16 protein-coding genes and 1 pseudogene are annotated in these 16,697 nt (G+C 42.1%); 9 read left to right on the forward strand and 8 right to left on the reverse strand.

Annotated features, from left to right (window positions below):
* Positions 1 to 15: 15 nt before the first annotated feature.
* From hisC to hisG, 3 genes are read right to left on the reverse strand one after another with little or no spacing between them, the layout of a single operon-like run.
* A complete protein-coding gene (hisC, locus tag J5O05_RS20295; protein WP_208844767.1) occupies positions 16 to 1,080 on the reverse strand; it encodes a histidinol-phosphate transaminase in 1,065 nt (354 codons plus the stop codon).
* Positions 1,080 to 2,372, reverse strand: a complete 1,293-nt coding sequence (hisD, locus tag J5O05_RS20300; protein ID WP_208844768.1) for a histidinol dehydrogenase — start codon at positions 2,370 to 2,372, stop codon at positions 1,080 to 1,082. The genes hisC and hisD overlap by 1 nt, the downstream gene beginning before the upstream one ends.
* 4 nt (positions 2,373 to 2,376) lie before the next feature.
* Complete coding sequence (gene hisG / locus J5O05_RS20305) at positions 2,377 to 3,276, reverse strand: ATP phosphoribosyltransferase (RefSeq protein WP_208844769.1); 900 nt, start codon at positions 3,274 to 3,276, stop codon at positions 2,377 to 2,379.
* Between the two features lie 390 nt (positions 3,277 to 3,666).
* Here hisG and J5O05_RS20310 point away from each other — a divergent pair, with 390 nt between their 5' ends.
* The 4 genes from J5O05_RS20310 (at position 3,667) to J5O05_RS20325 (ending at position 6,943) form a co-directional block, all read left to right on the forward strand.
* Positions 3,667 to 3,888 (forward strand): hypothetical protein, encoded by a 222-nt coding sequence (locus J5O05_RS20310; protein WP_208844770.1) that lies wholly within the window; start codon positions 3,667 to 3,669, stop codon positions 3,886 to 3,888.
* A gap of 120 nt (positions 3,889 to 4,008) precedes the next feature.
* Positions 4,009 to 5,913 carry a DNA repair helicase YoaA gene (gene yoaA, locus J5O05_RS20315; protein WP_208845406.1) on the forward strand — a complete coding sequence of 635 codons (1,905 nt, stop codon included), beginning with the start codon at positions 4,009 to 4,011 and terminating at the stop codon, positions 5,911 to 5,913.
* 1 nt (position 5,914) lies between these two features.
* A complete protein-coding gene (gene tsaB / locus J5O05_RS20320; RefSeq protein ID WP_208844771.1) occupies positions 5,915 to 6,601 on the forward strand; it encodes a tRNA (adenosine(37)-N6)-threonylcarbamoyltransferase complex dimerization subunit type 1 TsaB in 687 nt (228 codons plus the stop codon).
* Between the two features lie 48 nt (positions 6,602 to 6,649).
* Positions 6,650 to 6,943 carry a hypothetical protein gene (locus J5O05_RS20325; protein WP_208844772.1) on the forward strand — a complete coding sequence of 98 codons (294 nt, stop codon included), beginning with the start codon at positions 6,650 to 6,652 and terminating at the stop codon, positions 6,941 to 6,943.
* Positions 6,944 to 7,015: 72 nt separating this feature from the next.
* Here J5O05_RS20325 and J5O05_RS20330 read toward each other — a convergent pair whose 3' ends face one another.
* Complete coding sequence (locus J5O05_RS20330; RefSeq protein ID WP_208844773.1) at positions 7,016 to 8,299, reverse strand: alkaline phosphatase; 1,284 nt, start codon at positions 8,297 to 8,299, stop codon at positions 7,016 to 7,018.
* 79 nt (positions 8,300 to 8,378) lie between these two features.
* Between J5O05_RS20330 and J5O05_RS20335 the strand changes: the two genes are divergently transcribed.
* The 3 genes and pseudogenes from J5O05_RS20335 (at position 8,379) to rnd (ending at position 12,216) form a co-directional block, all read left to right on the forward strand.
* Entirely contained in the window at positions 8,379 to 9,263 is an 885-nt protein-coding gene (locus J5O05_RS20335) for an alpha/beta fold hydrolase (protein ID WP_208844774.1), read from the forward strand.
* 113 nt (positions 9,264 to 9,376) lie between these two features.
* Positions 9,377 to 11,035, forward strand: a complete 1,659-nt coding sequence (gene fadD / locus J5O05_RS20340; protein ID WP_208844775.1) for a long-chain-fatty-acid--CoA ligase FadD — start codon at positions 9,377 to 9,379, stop codon at positions 11,033 to 11,035.
* A gap of 49 nt (positions 11,036 to 11,084) precedes the next feature.
* Positions 11,085 to 12,216: pseudogene (rnd, locus tag J5O05_RS20345) on the forward strand (ribonuclease D).
* Positions 12,217 to 12,288: 72 nt separating this feature from the next.
* On the opposite strand, the gene J5O05_RS20350 reads toward rnd, so the two are convergent.
* The 4 genes from J5O05_RS20350 to minC form a co-directional block, all read right to left on the reverse strand.
* Complete coding sequence (locus tag J5O05_RS20350; protein WP_244370114.1) at positions 12,289 to 13,359, reverse strand: hypothetical protein; 1,071 nt, start codon at positions 13,357 to 13,359, stop codon at positions 12,289 to 12,291.
* A gap of 114 nt (positions 13,360 to 13,473) precedes the next feature.
* Entirely contained in the window at positions 13,474 to 13,740 is a 267-nt protein-coding gene (gene minE / locus J5O05_RS20355) for a cell division topological specificity factor MinE (RefSeq protein WP_208844776.1), read from the reverse strand.
* 1 nt (position 13,741) lies between these two features.
* Positions 13,742 to 14,551 (reverse strand): septum site-determining protein MinD, encoded by an 810-nt coding sequence (gene minD, locus J5O05_RS20360; RefSeq protein WP_208844777.1) that lies wholly within the window; start codon positions 14,549 to 14,551, stop codon positions 13,742 to 13,744.
* A 5-nt stretch (positions 14,552 to 14,556) separates the two neighbouring features.
* The gene (gene minC / locus J5O05_RS20365) at positions 14,557 to 15,258 is read right to left on the reverse strand and encodes a septum site-determining protein MinC (RefSeq protein ID WP_208844778.1); all 702 of its coding nucleotides are present in this window, start codon (positions 15,256 to 15,258) and stop codon (positions 14,557 to 14,559) included.
* Between the two features lie 146 nt (positions 15,259 to 15,404).
* Between minC and J5O05_RS20370 the strand changes: the two genes are divergently transcribed.
* Positions 15,405 to 15,686 (forward strand): YcgL domain-containing protein, encoded by a 282-nt coding sequence (locus J5O05_RS20370; RefSeq protein ID WP_208845410.1) that lies wholly within the window; start codon positions 15,405 to 15,407, stop codon positions 15,684 to 15,686.
* Entirely contained in the window at positions 15,679 to 16,695 is a 1,017-nt protein-coding gene (locus J5O05_RS20375) for a lytic murein transglycosylase (RefSeq protein ID WP_208844779.1), read from the forward strand. The genes J5O05_RS20370 and J5O05_RS20375 overlap by 8 nt, the downstream gene beginning before the upstream one ends.
* Positions 16,696 to 16,697: the final 2 nt, after the last annotated feature.

The following is a 16,697-nucleotide window of genomic DNA, read 5'->3' on the forward strand; positions in this document are numbered from 1 at the left end:
ATAAGGTGAGTCCCATTACTTTGTTCCTTTTGCTGCAATGCTATCAAGCCATAATTTGACGTTATCTAATTCACTTTCACTGCCGATTGAAATGCGTAACCAATCGGATTCACCATAGAGTGTGAAAGGTCTCATGATCAATCCAGCAGTCTTTGCTGCTTCATATGCTGTGACATCAGCGAGTTTTAGCGTAACAAAATTACCCTGGCCTTCAAGCACAGTTAAGACCGCGTTTGAGTTGGTTAACCATCCAATTAGTTTAGCTTTGGCACTGTTTAGGATTGTCACTTGTCGTTTCATTTGAGTGATTGAATCTGGCGATAAGACTCTCGCTGCAATTGAGGCTACGACCGTTGACACCGGATAAGGCGCAATTACTTTTCGAATCGGCGCTAAGGTTTTCGCTTGAGCAAGTGTAAACCCAGAACGAAGTCCAGCCATCGCAAAGGCTTTAGAGAGCGTTCTCAATATAACTAAATTACTGAAATCATTGATGAGTTTGCACGCAGTTAACGCATCAGAAAATTCAATATAAGCTTCATCGACTACAACAATTGCCTGACCAGCAAGTGCGGTGGCTATTTCAGCAATTTTGGCTGGCTGAATCGTAGCGCCAGTTGGATTATTAGGATTGCAGATAAAAACAAGCTTGCTTTGTGCAGACCGAGAGGCGATTTCAGCTGCCGATAACGATTGCAAATCGGATTGAGACAACTCATTGATGGCAATGTTGTGCGTATCCGCAGTCACTTTGTACATGCCGTAGGTCGGTGTAAAAATTGTGATGCTATCTTGTTTGAGACCACAAAAGGTGCGAACCAGCAACTCAATCCCTTCATCTGCGCCACGTGTCATAAGTACTTGGTCGCTAGTGAGTTCAGCGTATGCTGCATAGGCGTTAATAACCGCTACAGGCTGTGGATCTGGATAGCGATTTAAATCATCAAGAGTCAAAGTAAAAGACTGCGCATAAGGACTTTCATTGGCATTCAACCATGTAGAACCAACTATTTTCTCGCTTTTGGCGGAGCTATACGCTTTTAAATTTTCAATGTTTTCTGGTAACGAAATAACAGTCATTATTGTTGTACTCCAAGGCGAATAGTGACGGCGTTTGCATGAGCATCTAACCCTTCCGCCTCAGCTAGAGGCAAAATTGCACGGCTTAATTCTTGCAGCCCATTTTGAGTAATTTGTTGAACCGTGTAAGTGCGATAAAAGTCTAATAAGTTGAGGCTCGAATACACTTTACTGTAGCCATATGTTGGCAATACGTGATTGGTACCAGAGGCATAATCGCCTGCTGATTCAGGTGTAAAGTCACCGACGAACACCGAGCCTGCATTCTTAACTTGGTCCAGATAATCGTCCGCGCGACGTATTTGCAGTATTAAGTGCTCTGGACCGTATTCTGCACTTATTGAAAACGCTTGCTCAAGTGATTCGGTTAAGATGAAACTGCTGTTCTCGAGCGCGGCTCTCGCGATGTTTGCCCTAGAAAGTGCTTTAAGTTGTTGTCCAATTTCTACTTTTGTCTCTTGGATTACTGATTCAGAGGTGCAAAGTAGAATAACCTGTGAATCTTCACCGTGCTCTGCTTGTGACAATAAATCTGCGGCGATAAAGGCTGGATTCGCACCATCATCCGCTATCACTAACACCTCTGAGGGGCCTGCTGGCATATCAATCGCAAAACCTGGCAATTGCTGCGAAAGTAACTGTTTTGCCATTGTTACGTAGCTATTTCCTGGGCCAAAAACTTTATTAACCTTGGGGATAGTACTCGTGCCAAGCGCCATTGCCGCGATTGCACCAGCGCCACCAGCTTCAACAATGGTATTAATACCGCAGAGTTTCGCAGCGTAAAGAATTGCAGGGTGAATTGAGTCATCGCCTTTTACCGGTGTGGCCAAGACAATCGTTTTTACACCAGCTAGTTGTGCGCACACTCCTTGCATTAATACGGAGCTTGGCAAAGGTGCGCTGCCGCCAGGGACATAAAGACCGACAGATTCAATCGCTTGAAATTTCAACATGCAGTCGACACCCGGCTGCGTCTTTACGCTGATATCGGACGGTTTCTGACATTCATGAAATGTCCTGATATTTTGATAAGCTCGTTCGATAGCTTCTTTTAACTCTGTACTTAGTGCTGACGTACTTTGCTCTATTTCTTCTTGTGGTACTAATAGTCTAGGCGATTTACGATTATCAAAGTTCTTCGCCATTTCTAGGAGAGCCTCGTCGCCTTGGTTTTTTACAGACTCTATAATCGATGTAGTAACTGCCATCACTTTCTCGCTTACTGCAATTGCAGGACGGCAAAGAGCAGATTTTTGCATCGATTCGCTAACCTCATTCCAAACGATCATGCGCTTACTCCATCATTTTTTCGATTGGCATAACCAAAATCGAACTTGCACCCAAGGCTTTTAATTCTTCCATGGTTTCCCAAAAGAGCGTTTCACTGCTGACCATATGAAGCGCAACCAGCTCATCGCTGCCAGCTAGTGCCAGTAATGTTGGCTGTCCAGTTCCAGGTAACAATGCGCAGATTTCGTCTAATTTTGCTTTCGGCGCGTGCAACATAATGTATTTGCTTTCTTTAGCTTGGCGAACGCCTTTCAAACGCGGCAATAGTTTATTGATAAGTGCCGCTTTATCGGGGCAACTCATTGTCGGATTCTTAATTAGACAGGCGTTTGATTCGAGGATGGTGTCACCTTGCATTAGGCCATTGGCTTCAAGCGTTGCACCTGTTGAAACCAAATCACAAATGGCATCTGCGAGGCCTGCACGAGGAGCAACTTCAACCGAACCCGTTAGCACAACTACTTGTGCATTGATGTTTTCCGCTTTTAGGTAGTTTTTTAAGATTTGAGGGTAGGTTGTTGCAATACGTTTACCTTGAAACCAAGACTTTGACTGAGGACCTAATTCTTGTGGCCATGCGAGCGCTAATCGACAATAACCGAAATCGAGCGAACTTAGTTTCTCAACTTCAGCTGGTTGCCCACCTTTCAAACGCTCCGCTTGCGCTTCAACGAGGACGTTTTCGCCAACAATGCCTAGGTCACATACGCCGTCCATAACAAGACCCGGTATATCATCATCCCGAACACGAAGAACGTCGATAGGCATGTTTGTTGAGTGTGCAATTAAACGCTCTTCGCGAAGATTAAGCTTTACGCCCAATTGCTTAAGGAGTGATTGGCAATCTTTTGAAAGACGGCCTGATTTTTGAATTGCTATTCTAAGTCGATTTGTAGAACTCATTTTACTTTCCTATAGTCTAAAACTAAAAACCCCAAGGTTGGACCTCGGGGCGAAAGTAATTCAGAGTGCTTGTGTCGCCGGAGGTCCCTTTTTAGGAATAACCTACCAGCGAAATACCTGACGGGTTATTCCGATGCGTGATGGTGATGATGGAAAACAGTTGTCAGGATATTTAACATTTTTCGAACCTTATTCAGTTTTGGTTGTTCGTATAATACCTTTATAGATAAACATACCAACTTTGGCTTTGGCAAGTGAAATTTTTAGTAATTTAAGAATAAATTATAACTGCCGATAATATACTAAATAGGTATTAGTTTTTAGTGTACCTACCTCGTGTTACTGTTTAATGCCGATATTTGGAAATGAGCGGCATTTTTGGAGGAAAGTATGGATGCATTTATTCCCTACATGGGAAAAATAGTTCGATTAGACGTTCATCACCAACAAGCATTTAGTATTGCTGGTGTCGTTGGGAATCGGGTCGAAGCTATCAAAAAAAGACGCGAAAAGATGTTAACTGAGTTAAAAAAGCAAGAAAAAGAATCAGAACTACAGCGTGACAGTGCGAAAGATGAAGATGAAAACGATCATCTGGATGTGTGGGTTTAGTGCTATTTTTTAGGTCAATAATGACAGGTTATTGCTTTAAAGATAAAGCACTTTCACCTTGAATGTGTATTTCGCTCTCTATACAATTTGTGCAATTTACGTAATTCTAGGTTTGCCCCCATCAAGCAGTTATTCTCGGACAACGGGCCTATTGCTCGTCACTTTCAAGGTTACCAACCAAGACAACCTCAAATTGATATGGCCGTTCATGTTGAAAATGCCATTGCCGAACGTGCAACGTGTGTTGTGGAAGCTGAAACAGGAACGGGGAAAACCTTTGCGTATTTGGCTCCAGCGCTCAAAAGCAACAAGAAAATCATCATTTCAACAGGCTCAAAAGCATTGCAAGAACAGTTGTTCCATCGTGATTTACCAGAGCTTGTTAAGGCGCTCAATGCGGGACGAAAAGTCGCATTGCTCAAAGGCCGAGCAAACTATTTGTGTTTATATCGCCTTAGTCAACATGTAAGTCACGTACCAACTGATGATCCTGATGTTATGCACCAACTTGCCATGGTGGCAAAATTCGCAACTGAAACCAACAACGGGGATTTGGCGGACTGTGTCGGCATCGAAGAAGACGCAAAAGTCTTACCATACGTAAATTCCACAGCAGACAATTGTTTAGGTAAAGAGTGTCCTGATTTCCAAGAATGCTATATTCGAAAAGCTCGTTTACGTGCAATGGATGCCGACCTTGTCGTAATTAACCACCATCTCTTTTTTGCGGATATGGCTGTGAAAGACAGTGGTTTTGCCGAACTCATGCCAACAGCAGATAGTTATATTTTTGACGAAGCTCACCAGCTACCAGAAATTGCGTGTGACTACTTCGGCGAATCGTTTAGTACTAAGCAATTGCAAGAACTTATTACCGACATACGCGTCGTTTATCGAGCTGACATTCCTGATATGCTGCAACTCGGAAAAACACTCAATAAATTAGAAACGGCGGTGGCAGATTTTCGTTTAGTGTTTCCACTTGAAGGCGCAAAAGGAGACTGGCGAAACGTACTGAAAGAGAAGTACATCTGTGACGCGATTCACCGTGTAATTTCTGATTTGGCCTTTTTGTATCAAGTGCTTAAGACCTGCTTAGACCGTAGCGATAAAATAGAACCATTGTTTGAACGCACGCTTTCTTTAAAGGGCAAGTTAGAGCGTGTTTTTGATATTAACGAAACGGGTTACAGCTATTGGTATGAAGTTGGACGTAGAACGGTTCAAATACATATTACGCCACTGAACGTTGCGACTAAGTTCGCTGAGTTAGTAGAAAAAACCCAAGCGGGATTTATATTCACGTCAGCTACTTTATCTGTGAACGGCGAATTGAACCATTTTTCGGATAGTTTAGGCCTTAAACCGAAATATCAACTTTTGCTTGAAAGCCCGTTTGATTACAAAACACAAGCGCTTCTTTGCCTACCTCGTTATTTGCCTGAAATTAATGATGATCTAATGCCTCATGCCATCGTAAAAATGGCAAAGGAAGTGATAGCTGCATCGAAAGGTCGTTGTTTTATGTTGTTCACGAGCTATCGAATGATGCATTTGGTGTATGAAGGCTTAAGCGAGCGTATTCCTTACCCCGTTTTCATGCAAGGTCAGTCATCAAAGCGTATTATTCTCGAACAATTTGTTCGTCATGGTAATGCGGTGTTGCTGGGTACAGCCTCTTTTTGGGAAGGTGTAGACGTACGTGGTGATGCGCTTAGTTGTGTCATTATCGATAAAATACCTTTTACTTCGCCGGACGACCCGCTACTCCAAGCTAGAATGCAAGATTGTGAAAAGCAGGGTAAAGATCCATTTGCCTCTATACAAATACCACAGGCAGTGATTGCCCTAAAACAGGGGGTTGGCCGTCTTATCCGTGACAGAAATGATACAGGCGTCCTTATCTTGTGCGATAATAGGTTAGTAACAAGACCTTACGGTCAAGTATTCTTAAAAAGTCTGCCAAACATGACTCGAACACGAGACATTACGGCTGCAATTAAATTTCTAGAGAACATCAATTAATATGAGTATGAACCTACTTGCACTCGATGCATCGACAGAGGCGCTTTCGGTCGCTTTACAGTTCAATGGCAATGTCTTTTCATTTTTTGAAGTTTGCCCTCAACAACATAGCCAGAAAATTCTACCTACCGTAGATAGCCTTCTAAAAGAAGCAGGTTGCTCACTTAAGGATCTCGACGGCATTGTTTTTGGTCGAGGCCCAGGAAGTTTTACTGGTGTTCGAATTGGCGTGTCGATTGCGCAAGGTTTGGCGTTTGCGTCTAACCTAACGCTAGTGGGTGTGTCGACGTTGCAAGCGATGGCGCAGCAAGCTATCGAAGAAAACAATGTAACAGAGGTGATTGCTGGTATTGATGCCAGAATGGACGAAATTTATTTTTGTGAATATCGTAAGGACGAAAATGGTATCGCCATCGAAGCGTATAACGAGGGTGTGATTCGTCCTGAGTTTATGAACACCCAGCAGCAAAATTCGATGGCAGTAGGTACAGCTTGGCAGACCTATCCGAATGTCTTAGATGACAAAAATGTCACTATTTCTGAAGCGATTTTGTATCCAGATGCGCGTTTTATGTTACCAATCGGAATAGCAGCAATTGAGCAAGGTTTAGCGGTTGCTCCTGCAGACGCTCAACCGCATTACGTGAGAGATACGGTTACTTGGAAAAAGTTGCCAGGTCGCGAATAATATTTATACTAATATAAGGCGCGTTAGCGTTTTATTATGAGAATTTAGATGCAACTTTCAGTCGTTTCTGGTCAGCATACCTATCAGTTGAAACCACAGCCTAAAGTGGACAGGAAAGTTGCGTCATCTGATCCCCAGCCTTCTCAATTAGATAGTTATGTCCGTTCAAATGAAAAAGCCATTGCGATGCTTGATAAAGGTGGTTTTGATGGTGAAAAACAGGCTATCTATGACCAACCTAGTTTCAAAAACGGTGTAGCTATCTCTGCATATAAGTCTATCGCCAATGAAGATAGAAGAAATGAGATTAAACAGCTAATCGGCGTCAGTGTTTACGCGTGATATGTAAATTGCTGAAACAAAGAAAAGACGTGTTACAAGAATTTGGCGGCGCAATTGCGCCGCCAAACGTTTTTACTGTTTAATATACCCGATCAACTTATCTGCGATAGCCGTGTTGTTTTGTGAACCTACAAAGTCCATCGCTGAATTGCCGTGAGCAAACACTTGTACGTCAACAGCGGTATGACCGCCTGTTGTCCAGCCAGTGAAACTTGCTGTATTAATAATATTTTTGATAGCTTTGTTTAGCGCTTTGTCGCTTTCTTTTTTAGCGGTTTCAAGCGCCGCTAAGTCTTCTTTACTAAGTGAAATGTCTGAATACGCCGTCCAAGTTTTCGCGATATCATCTGTTTTTAATAACGCTTCAGTGATAGTAACCGCTGAGGCTTTAACGCCGCGTACAACATCCGTAAGCCATTTGTATTCACCGTTTGCACCGAGTGTTAAACCCCCAGTCGAATGATCGGCTGTAATAACGAGTAGTGTATCTGGGTTATTATCTACATAGCGCTTAGCAACCGTGATGGCATTAGCAAAATCATGCATCTCATGCATCGCACAAGCAACGTCATTAGCATGCCCACACCAATCAATCTGTGAGCCTTCAATCATAATGAAAAAGCCTTTCTCATTTTGCTTATCAAGTAAAGAAAGCGCTTTAGTGGTCATTTTCTCAAGACGATTTGGATTGGCATCGATCGCTGAAGGAAACGCCACTTCCGCAAATAAACCTAATGCGGGTAATGATTTAATGTCGTTTAACTTATTAAAATCATCTGCATAGACGTAACCTGCTTCTTTGAACTCATTAACTATATTGCGGTCTTTGCGGATAAAATACTTAGTACCACCGCCTAACATCAAGTCGACAGCCAACTTTCCATCGATTTTGTTGTCGATGTAGTCATTGGCGATTTCATCGTAATTACGACGACTTTCGTTATGTGCTGCAAAACTTGCAGGTGTTGCGTGGTTGATTTGTGATGTTGCAACTAATGCAGTTGTTTTACCCAAGTGTTTCGCAATTTCCAACATTGTTGTTAAATCATGTTTTTGCGTATCAACCGCAATAGCACCGTTATAGCTTTTCGTGCCTGTTGCAAGCGCCGTAGCACCTGCTGCACTGTCAGTTACGTAGGTATGATCATCTGGATAGGTGTGCGCCATACCCTTTAGCATTGAATCAAAAACAGTAGGGTCAACCACTTTCGTTTCAGGGTTGTCCATGTAATAGCGGTACGCAGTCGTGTAAGCAGGTCCCATGCCGTCACCGATCATGTAGATGATGTTTTTCGGTGCCGCGATTGTTACAAATGGCAGCAATAGAGCCGTACATAAGGTTGTTTTAATTTTCATGATTAAATCCCAAAGAGTATCCCGTGTAGATGAAACTGTGCGATGATAAATAAAGAGCTCTTAGTTTACACTTATAATTATGAAAATAGAGACAAAGCGACAAATATTTCAGTTTAAACAAGATGGTATTGCTGGCGTCGAATGGGGTAATCTCGAATCAGGTGCTGAAACGGTTTTGTTCCTTCATGGTTGGTTAGACAATCTAAATAGTTATTTCCCATTGTTAAGTTGTGAGCAATTTGACCCCAAACTACGTTGTATCGCGATAGATTTCCCTGGGCACGGCCTTTCCGATTGGCGCTCGCACGATGCGCAATATTATTTTGTGGACTATGTCGCGGATATCGTAAATTTTCTGGATAACAAAAACATTGAGCGTTGTCATTTTGTTGGACACTCGATGGGCGCCTTAGTCGCAAACGTGGTTGCGAGTTGTTTTCCCCAAAAAGTAATTTCATTAAGTTTGATAGATGGGATGGGGATCCTCTTTTCAAATGAAAATACAGCTAAATCTCAACTAACCCGTTCAATCGAACAGCGCCAAACGATAAAAAGAAGAAAGCCGAAACGGTTTAAGTCAAAAGAAGACATCATACAAGCGCGTAAGTTAGTGAGCGATTTGAGTGAATCACTAATCCGAATTTTAATGGAACGGTCAATCACTGAAACGGATGGTGGATGGACACTGACTTCCGACCCGAAATTAAAAGTTGCCTCTCCATTTCGCTATTCTAAGCAACAAGCCCTATCTTTATTAAGCGGTATAGAAGCATCAACACTTGTTGTGTTTGGTTCTAAAGGGCTTGAAGACATGAAACAGCAAGTAGACGTGTTTAAGGCGTGCTACAAAACAATTAACACCGTGTTTATAGAAGGTGGGCATCATTGCCATATGGAATCACCTAGCCTAACTTTTAAGCACATTTCGGCGCATATTAATGCAAATAACCGAAGTGAATTGTAACTTTGCCGTAAATGTGGGAATATCTCGCGATTAGAGTAAATGCTCGATTGTGTAACTGCCTTAGATAGATTAAGGTTTATTCAACATAAAAATAACGAGAACAGGAGCTAAGAGTGGAAAAAATCTGGCTAAAGCGCTACCCAGAAGGTATGCCTGAGACTATCGATCCAGAGCATTACAACTCGCTGCTTGAATTATTCGAAAAGAGTTTTGCAGAATTTGCTGATTTACCAGCTTATACCAACATGGATAAAACGCTTACATACCGTGAGCTAGACAAAGAAACCAAAGCGGTTGCAAGCTACGTTCAAAATGAATTAAAACTTGGCAAAGGCGATAAAATCGCTGTGATGATGCCTAACTTGCTACAGACACCGGTCACTATTTTAGGCGTGTTACGCGCAGGATGTACGGTGGTAAACGTAAACCCACTTTACACGGTTCGCGAACTAGAACATCAACTTAATGATTCAGAGTCTAAAGCCATTTTTATTCTCGCGAATTTTGCTGATACATTGCAAAAGGCGCTACCTAAAACCGCGGTAAAGCATATCATCGTGACTCAAATTGGTGATATGTTGGGTGGCATTAAAAAGCACCTTGTTAACTTTGTCGTAAAACGAATCAAAAAAATGGTGCCGGATTATTCGCTACCTAATGCCATTCCATTTGCTAAAGTAGTGAACTTCGATGGTTCGAAGTACAAAAAGCCTGAAGTTACGTTAAAAGATTTAGCGTTTTTGCAGTACACAGGTGGTACAACGGGCGTCTCTAAAGGTGCGATGTTAACGCACGGCAACATGGTAGCGAATTTAGAACAAGTATCAGGTTGTTTAGACAAAGTACTTGATAACGGAAAGGAAATCGTCATTACAGCGCTTCCGCTCTATCATATTTTCGCACTAACGGCTAACTGCTTAACCTTTATGAAGTATGGTGGTCACAACATTTTGATCACCAACCCGCGCGATATGCCTGGTTTCGTGAAGGAACTACAGAAATACCGTTTTACGGCGATCACAGGGGTAAACACGCTGTTCAACGGCCTTTTAAATACGCCAGGATTTGCGGAGCTTGATTTTTCAACGTTGAAGATGTCGTTAGGCGGTGGTATGGCCGTACAGCGACCAGTTGCAGAAAAATGGCAGAACACCACCAAGACAAAATTGATGGAAGGCTACGGCCTGACCGAATGTGCGCCACTGGTAACAATTTGTCCTTATGACTTAGATGGATATAACGGTTCAATTGGTCTGCCTGCTCCAAGTACAGAACTTAAAATCATGCTTGATAACGGTGAAGAAGCGCCAAAAGGCGAGTCCGGCGAGCTTTGGGTTAAAGGACCACAAGTGATGGCGGGATATTACAACCGTCCAGATGCTACGGCAGACTGTCTTCGTGATGGTTGGTTTGCAACTGGGGATATCGCGACTTACGACGACGAAGGATTTTTCTATATTGTTGACCGTAAAAAAGACATGATCATTGTGTCTGGATTTAACGTGTTCCCAAATGAAATTGAAGAAGTCGTAGCGATGCACGATGGCGTGCTTGAAGTGGCTGCTGTTGGTGTACCTCACGAAGTGAGTGGCGAGCAGGTTAAAGTATTTATAGTAAAAAAAGACCCATCGCTCACAGAAAAAGATATAATAAACCATTGTCGAGCGAACTTAACAAATTATAAAGTACCAAAATTTGTTGAGTTTAAGGATGAATTGCCAAAAACAAACGTTGGTAAAATTCTTCGAAGAGCTTTAAAAGAAAAAGCATAAAAGAGACCGGCGAAAGCCGGTTTCTTTTTGGTTTAATGAGGGACACCCAGTGCAGTATCAATTTATCAACTCTCAAACTGAGCTAGATAGTTTCGTCAGTAAAATTCGTTCTTCCGCTATTATTGCGATAGACACAGAATTTATGCGCCGTAAAACGCTATACCCAGAAATTGCGTTAATCCAAGTGTATGATGGAAACAGTTTGGGCGTTATTGATCCCCTTGCACCTTTAGAGTTCGAAGGTTTATTCGACATATTACAAGATACTTCGGTGATGAAAGTAATTCATTCGCCTTCAGAGGATATTGAAGTATTTCAAAAGTTTGCAGGCTTTGTACCCGCGCCATTGTTCGATACACAATTCGCTCTGTTGCTACTCGGTCATGGTAACTGTGTTGGCTTTGCAAATATGGTGAAGTCGCTTCTAGAGCCTCGAAATTGATAAAAGTGAAAGCCGTACTAACTGGTTACAACGTCCTCTGACTCAAGAACAGCTAGATTATGCAGCAAGCGACGTTTATTACTTGCTTCCTTGTTTTGAACTCCTCAAACCGCAAATTGATGTGCGAAATTGGAATGAAATTGTCGTCGAAGAAAGTGCGTTAGTGGCAAGGAAGCGTTCAGAACGTTTGCCGGACGACGAATTGTTTACTGATATAAAAAACGCTTGGCAACTGAAACCACGAGATTTAGCGGTATTAAAAGTACTTTCTAAATGGCGCCAAAATAAGGCCGAGTTGAAAAATCTAGCGTTGAGTCATGTGCTGAAAGAACACAATATGGTTGAAATAGCCAAACGACGACCGACTAGTTCAACGTCGCTTCGAAATATTCCCGGTGTCGAGCCGATGGAAGTAAATCGTTATGGTAAAGAAATCCTTGCGTGCGTAGAGCAGGGGAAGCAAATCCCTGAATCTGAATGCCCAGAGCGTTTAAAGCGGTTGGTCGATTTTCCAGAATATAAAAAAGCCTTTAAACAAATTAAACACGTCTTAGTTGAAGTCGCCCACAAGCACGACATACCATTTGAAGTCCTTGCATCTAAAAAGCAAATTAACCAAATCATCAGTTGGAAGTGGAAAAAATCAGATGAGTTGAAAGAAGGATTGTTGCAGCCAGACCTTTTTCAAGCTTGGAGAACGGACTACATTGGCAATAAATTAGACGAATGGAAAAGCTAATCTGTTTTATGTAAGTGAAGCGCTCATATCACAAAATAAACGTCCGAAAACGAGGCCAAAGGTCTCGTTTTACTACCAATAGTAATCGAGTGTTAAATACCAAGCGGCAAAATTCCCATCATTGATTTTCATATCACGGTCAAACCAAGCGTTTTGATTTAGATATTCTAAGTAGATCCACCCGCCACCATAGTTGTATCTCACGCCGGGCGCATAGGCGATGGCCATTTTATCTAAACCTCCGACCGTGTTTGATTTCGCTAAGGTTACATCGATTAGAAACGTCCATTTATCGTATTGATAGGATAGTTCACTGTTGTATCGCTGGTTTCTTATGGATTCGGGTAGGCCAGTAAGAGAAAAATAAGCATCAGGCAGATGACGGACGCCTTTGATGTAACTTACTTTAAAAGTAAATTCATCAAATGTGTAGTCGTAATAGAGTGTGTACGCGTGATGCTCGCCATCTTTTTCGTCGCGTCCAGTGATAGACTCTTGTAATTTTCCCTTCTGAACTGAAACTCCAATTTTCTCAGACGACTGAAGCGTCCATGTTATGTCGCCGACCCACGTGTCCAGTTTATGGTAAGTTTTTCTACTGCCCCAATGCCGATTGTCATCAGTACTATCTGTCGAGTCTTTGCGCCAATCGTCTCGTGGGTAAAAGGCCGCTGCCACATTGATACTATCGTACCGACCAACGTATTTTAAACCGACATCCATTTGGTCACCATAAGCCGCTAGAAACATGTCACCGGGCCAAAAATTTCCAGTTTTCCAACCAAACGGCAACTGACTTTTACCTAATATGAAAGTGTGCTGATCATTTTTGCTGTAACTTATCCAAGCCTTATGAAGAACATAGTTGGAGCCGGTTGTGTTGTTTTCAGTATCGCTAAAGCCGCCGGGACCAATCCTAAACTCAGCCGAGTAATTCCAAGGAGTTTGCTCTTCATGTTGTTTGTCTAAATAGATAACGAGTGCTTCATCACCAAAGTGTGAGTCGTGCGTTTGTTGGTTGATATTGTAGTTAAACCAAAATCCGCCGGAAAAGGTTGTTTCACTATGAGATGTAAATGAAACGAGCGAGCAAAGTAGTAGACAGGTATAGTTACATCGCTGAGTTAAGTACATGCCTTTCATCTACAATTCTAATTTGTTCTGCTAATAACAATAGAATAGATTTCCAATATTTGAAGGCTTGAATTTGTAAACGATGGGCAGAGCAAAAGAAAAAGGCGCAGAATGCGCCTTTGATTATTTGTGTTTATCGTCGTCTGGCAAGGTAATGTTTAGTTCTAAAACAGCTAAATCATCTTCTGTTTGCTCAAACTGAACGTTAATGGCATCGCTATCAACGTGTACGTACTTTCTGATTACCTCAAGAATGTCCATTTTTAGTTGAGGTAAGTAATCTGGCGTGCCTCTTTTCGAACGCTCGTGCGCAACAATGATTTGCAAACGTTCTTTTGCTAAAGAAGCCGTGTTTTTCTTTTGTGATCGAAAGTAATCTAATAACGACACATTACCCTCCAAAAATCCGTTTCAATAGGCCTTTTTTCTCAACTGACAAAAATCTAAAATCGATTTGTTCGCCAACTAAGCGACTCACTGTGTCTAGGTATGCTTGGCCCGCATCCGATTCGCTATCAAGAATGACTGGCTGACCAGAGTTAGATGCGTTCAGAACCGCTTTCGATTCTGGAATAACACCAAGTAGGTCAATTGCGAGAATTTCTTGAACGTCATCAACCGAAAGCATCTCACCACGTTCAACGCGTTCAGGGTTGTAACGCGTTAAAAGTAAATGTTCTTTTACTGGTTCTAAACCTTCTTCAGCACGTTTTGACTTACTTTGTAAAATGCCAAGAATTCGGTCTGAGTCGCGTACAGAAGAAACTTCAGGGTTCGTGGTTACGACCGCTTCGTCCGCAAAGTACAGGGCCATTAGTGCTCCAGCCTCGATACCAGCAGGTGAATCACATACGATGAAATCGAATTCTTGTTTTAGTTCATTCAGTACGCGTTCTACACCTTCTTTAGTTAAGGCATCTTTGTCACGCGTTTGTGACGCAGGCAAAATGAAAAGCTTGTCTACGCGTTTATCTTTAATAAGCGCTTGCTTTAAATTTGCTTCACCATTAATCACGTTAACGAAGTCATAGACGACGCGACGTTCGCATCCCATGATTAAGTCTAGATTACGAAGGCCAATATCAAAGTCAACGATTGCTGTTTTGTATCCTTTTAGCGCAAGACCTGTACCAATGGCCGCGCTAGATGTTGTTTTACCAACACCACCTTTACCTGAAGTAACGACAATTATTTTTGCCATATGATTTATCCTTTGACCAAAGCTTGAATTTCTAAAGATTCATTTTTCTGTTGTATTTGTGCAGGCTTGCCCCAAAACTCACCTTGTAACGAGTCACTTATCCAGTAACTGCCATTTATTGAGACTAATTCTGCCTCAAGTTTTTGACAGAAAATACTGGCTTGTTCGTTACCTTTTGCGCCAGCAATCGCTCTACCACGTAGCGCGCCATAAATGTGTACGTTGCCATCTGCAATGACTTCTGCTCCGTGACTTACCGCACCGAGTACGATTAAATCGCGGTCTTTAGCATACACTTGCTGACCTGAACGAACGGTGCCATTTATGATTTGGGCGGGGAGATAAACGGTTTTTTCTACTACTTCTTGAGCCTGAGTGGTTTGTACCGCAGGTTTTGAATCTTGTGAATAATTTAACACTGACAACCCAATTTCTTTAGCTTGGGCGTGTTGGATATCGCTTCCATTGCATACACCAACGGGGTTTAACTTTAAGTTGATGAGTGTTTGGCGGAGCGTCTTAAGATCAATGTCGATTTCTTGTAGATGCGAAAGATTTACAACAATTGGCGCACCTTGAAAAAATTTAGGTGCCTGAGAAATTTTGTTGTCTAATTCATTAGCGAGCTGTTCTGGGTCAAACTTATAAAGATGTAACACCGACAGCGTGAAAAGGTTTCCTTTTAACTCAAAAATTTGTTCTGACATAAGCGCTCAATTACCTTTGCGACTCTTATTCTTGTGTAGTTAAATCTGTATTAGGTACATCTAGCTGAGCCGCAAAACTTTCCAAATACAAGTTGAGTCATGGTATAGTGATGCGCATCGTTAAGCAAGAATTTATGGGCGTTAGAATGCTTTCAGCAGTTTATAAGAGCAGTAAAAAGGCAGATACCTATCTGTTTGTCGAAAAACGTGACGATTTTACAAAAGTACCAGAACCACTTATGGTCACCTTTGGGCGTCCTATCTTTGTGATGTTGATTAATCTTGCAACAAAAGAGAAATTGGGTGTCGCAGACATCAATTCTGTTAAGGCCTCTTTAGAAGAAAAAGGTTTTTATCTTCAGATCCCACCACCAGAGCAGAATTTACTTGATGAACACAAAAAACAAAACGGAGTAGTTAGTGATTAAAAAAATTAGTGCGTTACTTGTTTCCATAGCACTGTCCGGTAATGTTTTAGCTAAAACAGAAGAAGAGTTTTCTCAATATGTTGAGCAACTTAAAGTTGAAGCGACAGAAAAAGGCTATTCACAATCGTTAATTGATACCGCGTTTGCAACCGTTAAATTTAAGAAGAAGGTCATTGCTCAAGATAAGAGTCAGCCTGAGGTCGTTGAAACGCTGGAAACGTACCTGCCAAAACGCGTACCCCAGTGGAAAGTTGACAAGGCTCGCGAGCTTTACAAAGAGAACAAGACTCTGCTTGAAAAAATTGCTAAAGAATATGGTGTTCAAGCACGCTTTATCGTGGCGCTCTGGGGACTTGAAAGTAATTTTGGTCGAGTACAAGGCAGTTACCCAGTTATCAGTGCTTTGGTTACATTGGCATTTGATGGACGCCGTGAAGAAATGTACAAACGGCAATTGTGGGCAGCGTTGGACATCTTAAAAGATGGACATATCGACATTGACCATTTCAAAGGTTCGTGGGCAGGAGCGATGGGGCAAACCCAATTTATGCCAACATCGTTTAATTCCTATGCTGTGGACTACAATAAAGACGGCCGAAAAGACATTTGGACAACACGAGAGGACGCCTTTGCCTCAATTGCAAACTACTTAAGTCAAGTGGGTTGGAATGAAGATTTAACGTGGGGTCGCCAGGTTAAATTACCAGATAGCTTCCAAAAAGAATGGATTGTTCGTCGAGGCACTAAATCGCGTAAAGAGTGGCTAGAAGCATGGAGCAGCTCTGAGCGTTCGCTTCAAGAGTGGCAGCAACTAGGCGTTAAGCGCGCGGATGGGAGCGATTTGCCGAAGGTTGATTTAAAAGCCGCGTTGGTCATGCCTGATGATGAAAAAGGACGCATGTATCTCGCATATGACAACTACAAAGCACTTATGCATTGGAACCGATCATATTACTTTGCAACGAGTGTCGGTTATCTGTCGGACCGAATTGGTTACCCAAAAATCTAATT

It is taken from the genome of Pseudoalteromonas xiamenensis (genome assembly GCF_017638925.1).
Classification (GTDB): Bacteria; Pseudomonadota; Gammaproteobacteria; order Enterobacterales; family Alteromonadaceae; genus Pseudoalteromonas; species Pseudoalteromonas xiamenensis.

Excerpts from the sequence above, each read along its gene's own strand:
- hisC (WP_208844767.1), bottom strand. The coding sequence starts at position 1,080 with ATGACTGTTATTTCGTTACCAGAAAACATTGAAAATTTAAAAGCGTAT.
- hisD (WP_208844768.1), bottom strand. The coding sequence starts at position 2,372 with ATGATCGTTTGGAATGAGGTTAGCGAATCGATGCAAAAATCTGCTCTT.
- hisG (WP_208844769.1), bottom strand. The coding sequence starts at position 3,276 with ATGAGTTCTACAAATCGACTTAGAATAGCAATTCAAAAATCAGGCCGT.
- J5O05_RS20310 (WP_208844770.1), top strand. The coding sequence starts at position 3,667 with ATGGATGCATTTATTCCCTACATGGGAAAAATAGTTCGATTAGACGTT.
- tsaB (WP_208844771.1), top strand. The coding sequence starts at position 5,915 with ATGAGTATGAACCTACTTGCACTCGATGCATCGACAGAGGCGCTTTCG.
- J5O05_RS20325 (WP_208844772.1), top strand. The coding sequence starts at position 6,650 with ATGCAACTTTCAGTCGTTTCTGGTCAGCATACCTATCAGTTGAAACCA.
- J5O05_RS20330 (WP_208844773.1), bottom strand. The coding sequence starts at position 8,299 with ATGAAAATTAAAACAACCTTATGTACGGCTCTATTGCTGCCATTTGTA.
- J5O05_RS20335 (WP_208844774.1), top strand. The coding sequence starts at position 8,379 with ATGAAAATAGAGACAAAGCGACAAATATTTCAGTTTAAACAAGATGGT.
- J5O05_RS20350 (WP_244370114.1), bottom strand. The coding sequence starts at position 13,359 with ATGAAAGGCATGTACTTAACTCAGCGATGTAACTATACCTGTCTACTA.
- minD (WP_208844777.1), bottom strand. The coding sequence starts at position 14,551 with ATGGCAAAAATAATTGTCGTTACTTCAGGTAAAGGTGGTGTTGGTAAA.
- minC (WP_208844778.1), bottom strand. The coding sequence starts at position 15,258 with ATGTCAGAACAAATTTTTGAGTTAAAAGGAAACCTTTTCACGCTGTCG.
- J5O05_RS20370 (WP_208845410.1), top strand. The coding sequence starts at position 15,405 with ATGCTTTCAGCAGTTTATAAGAGCAGTAAAAAGGCAGATACCTATCTG.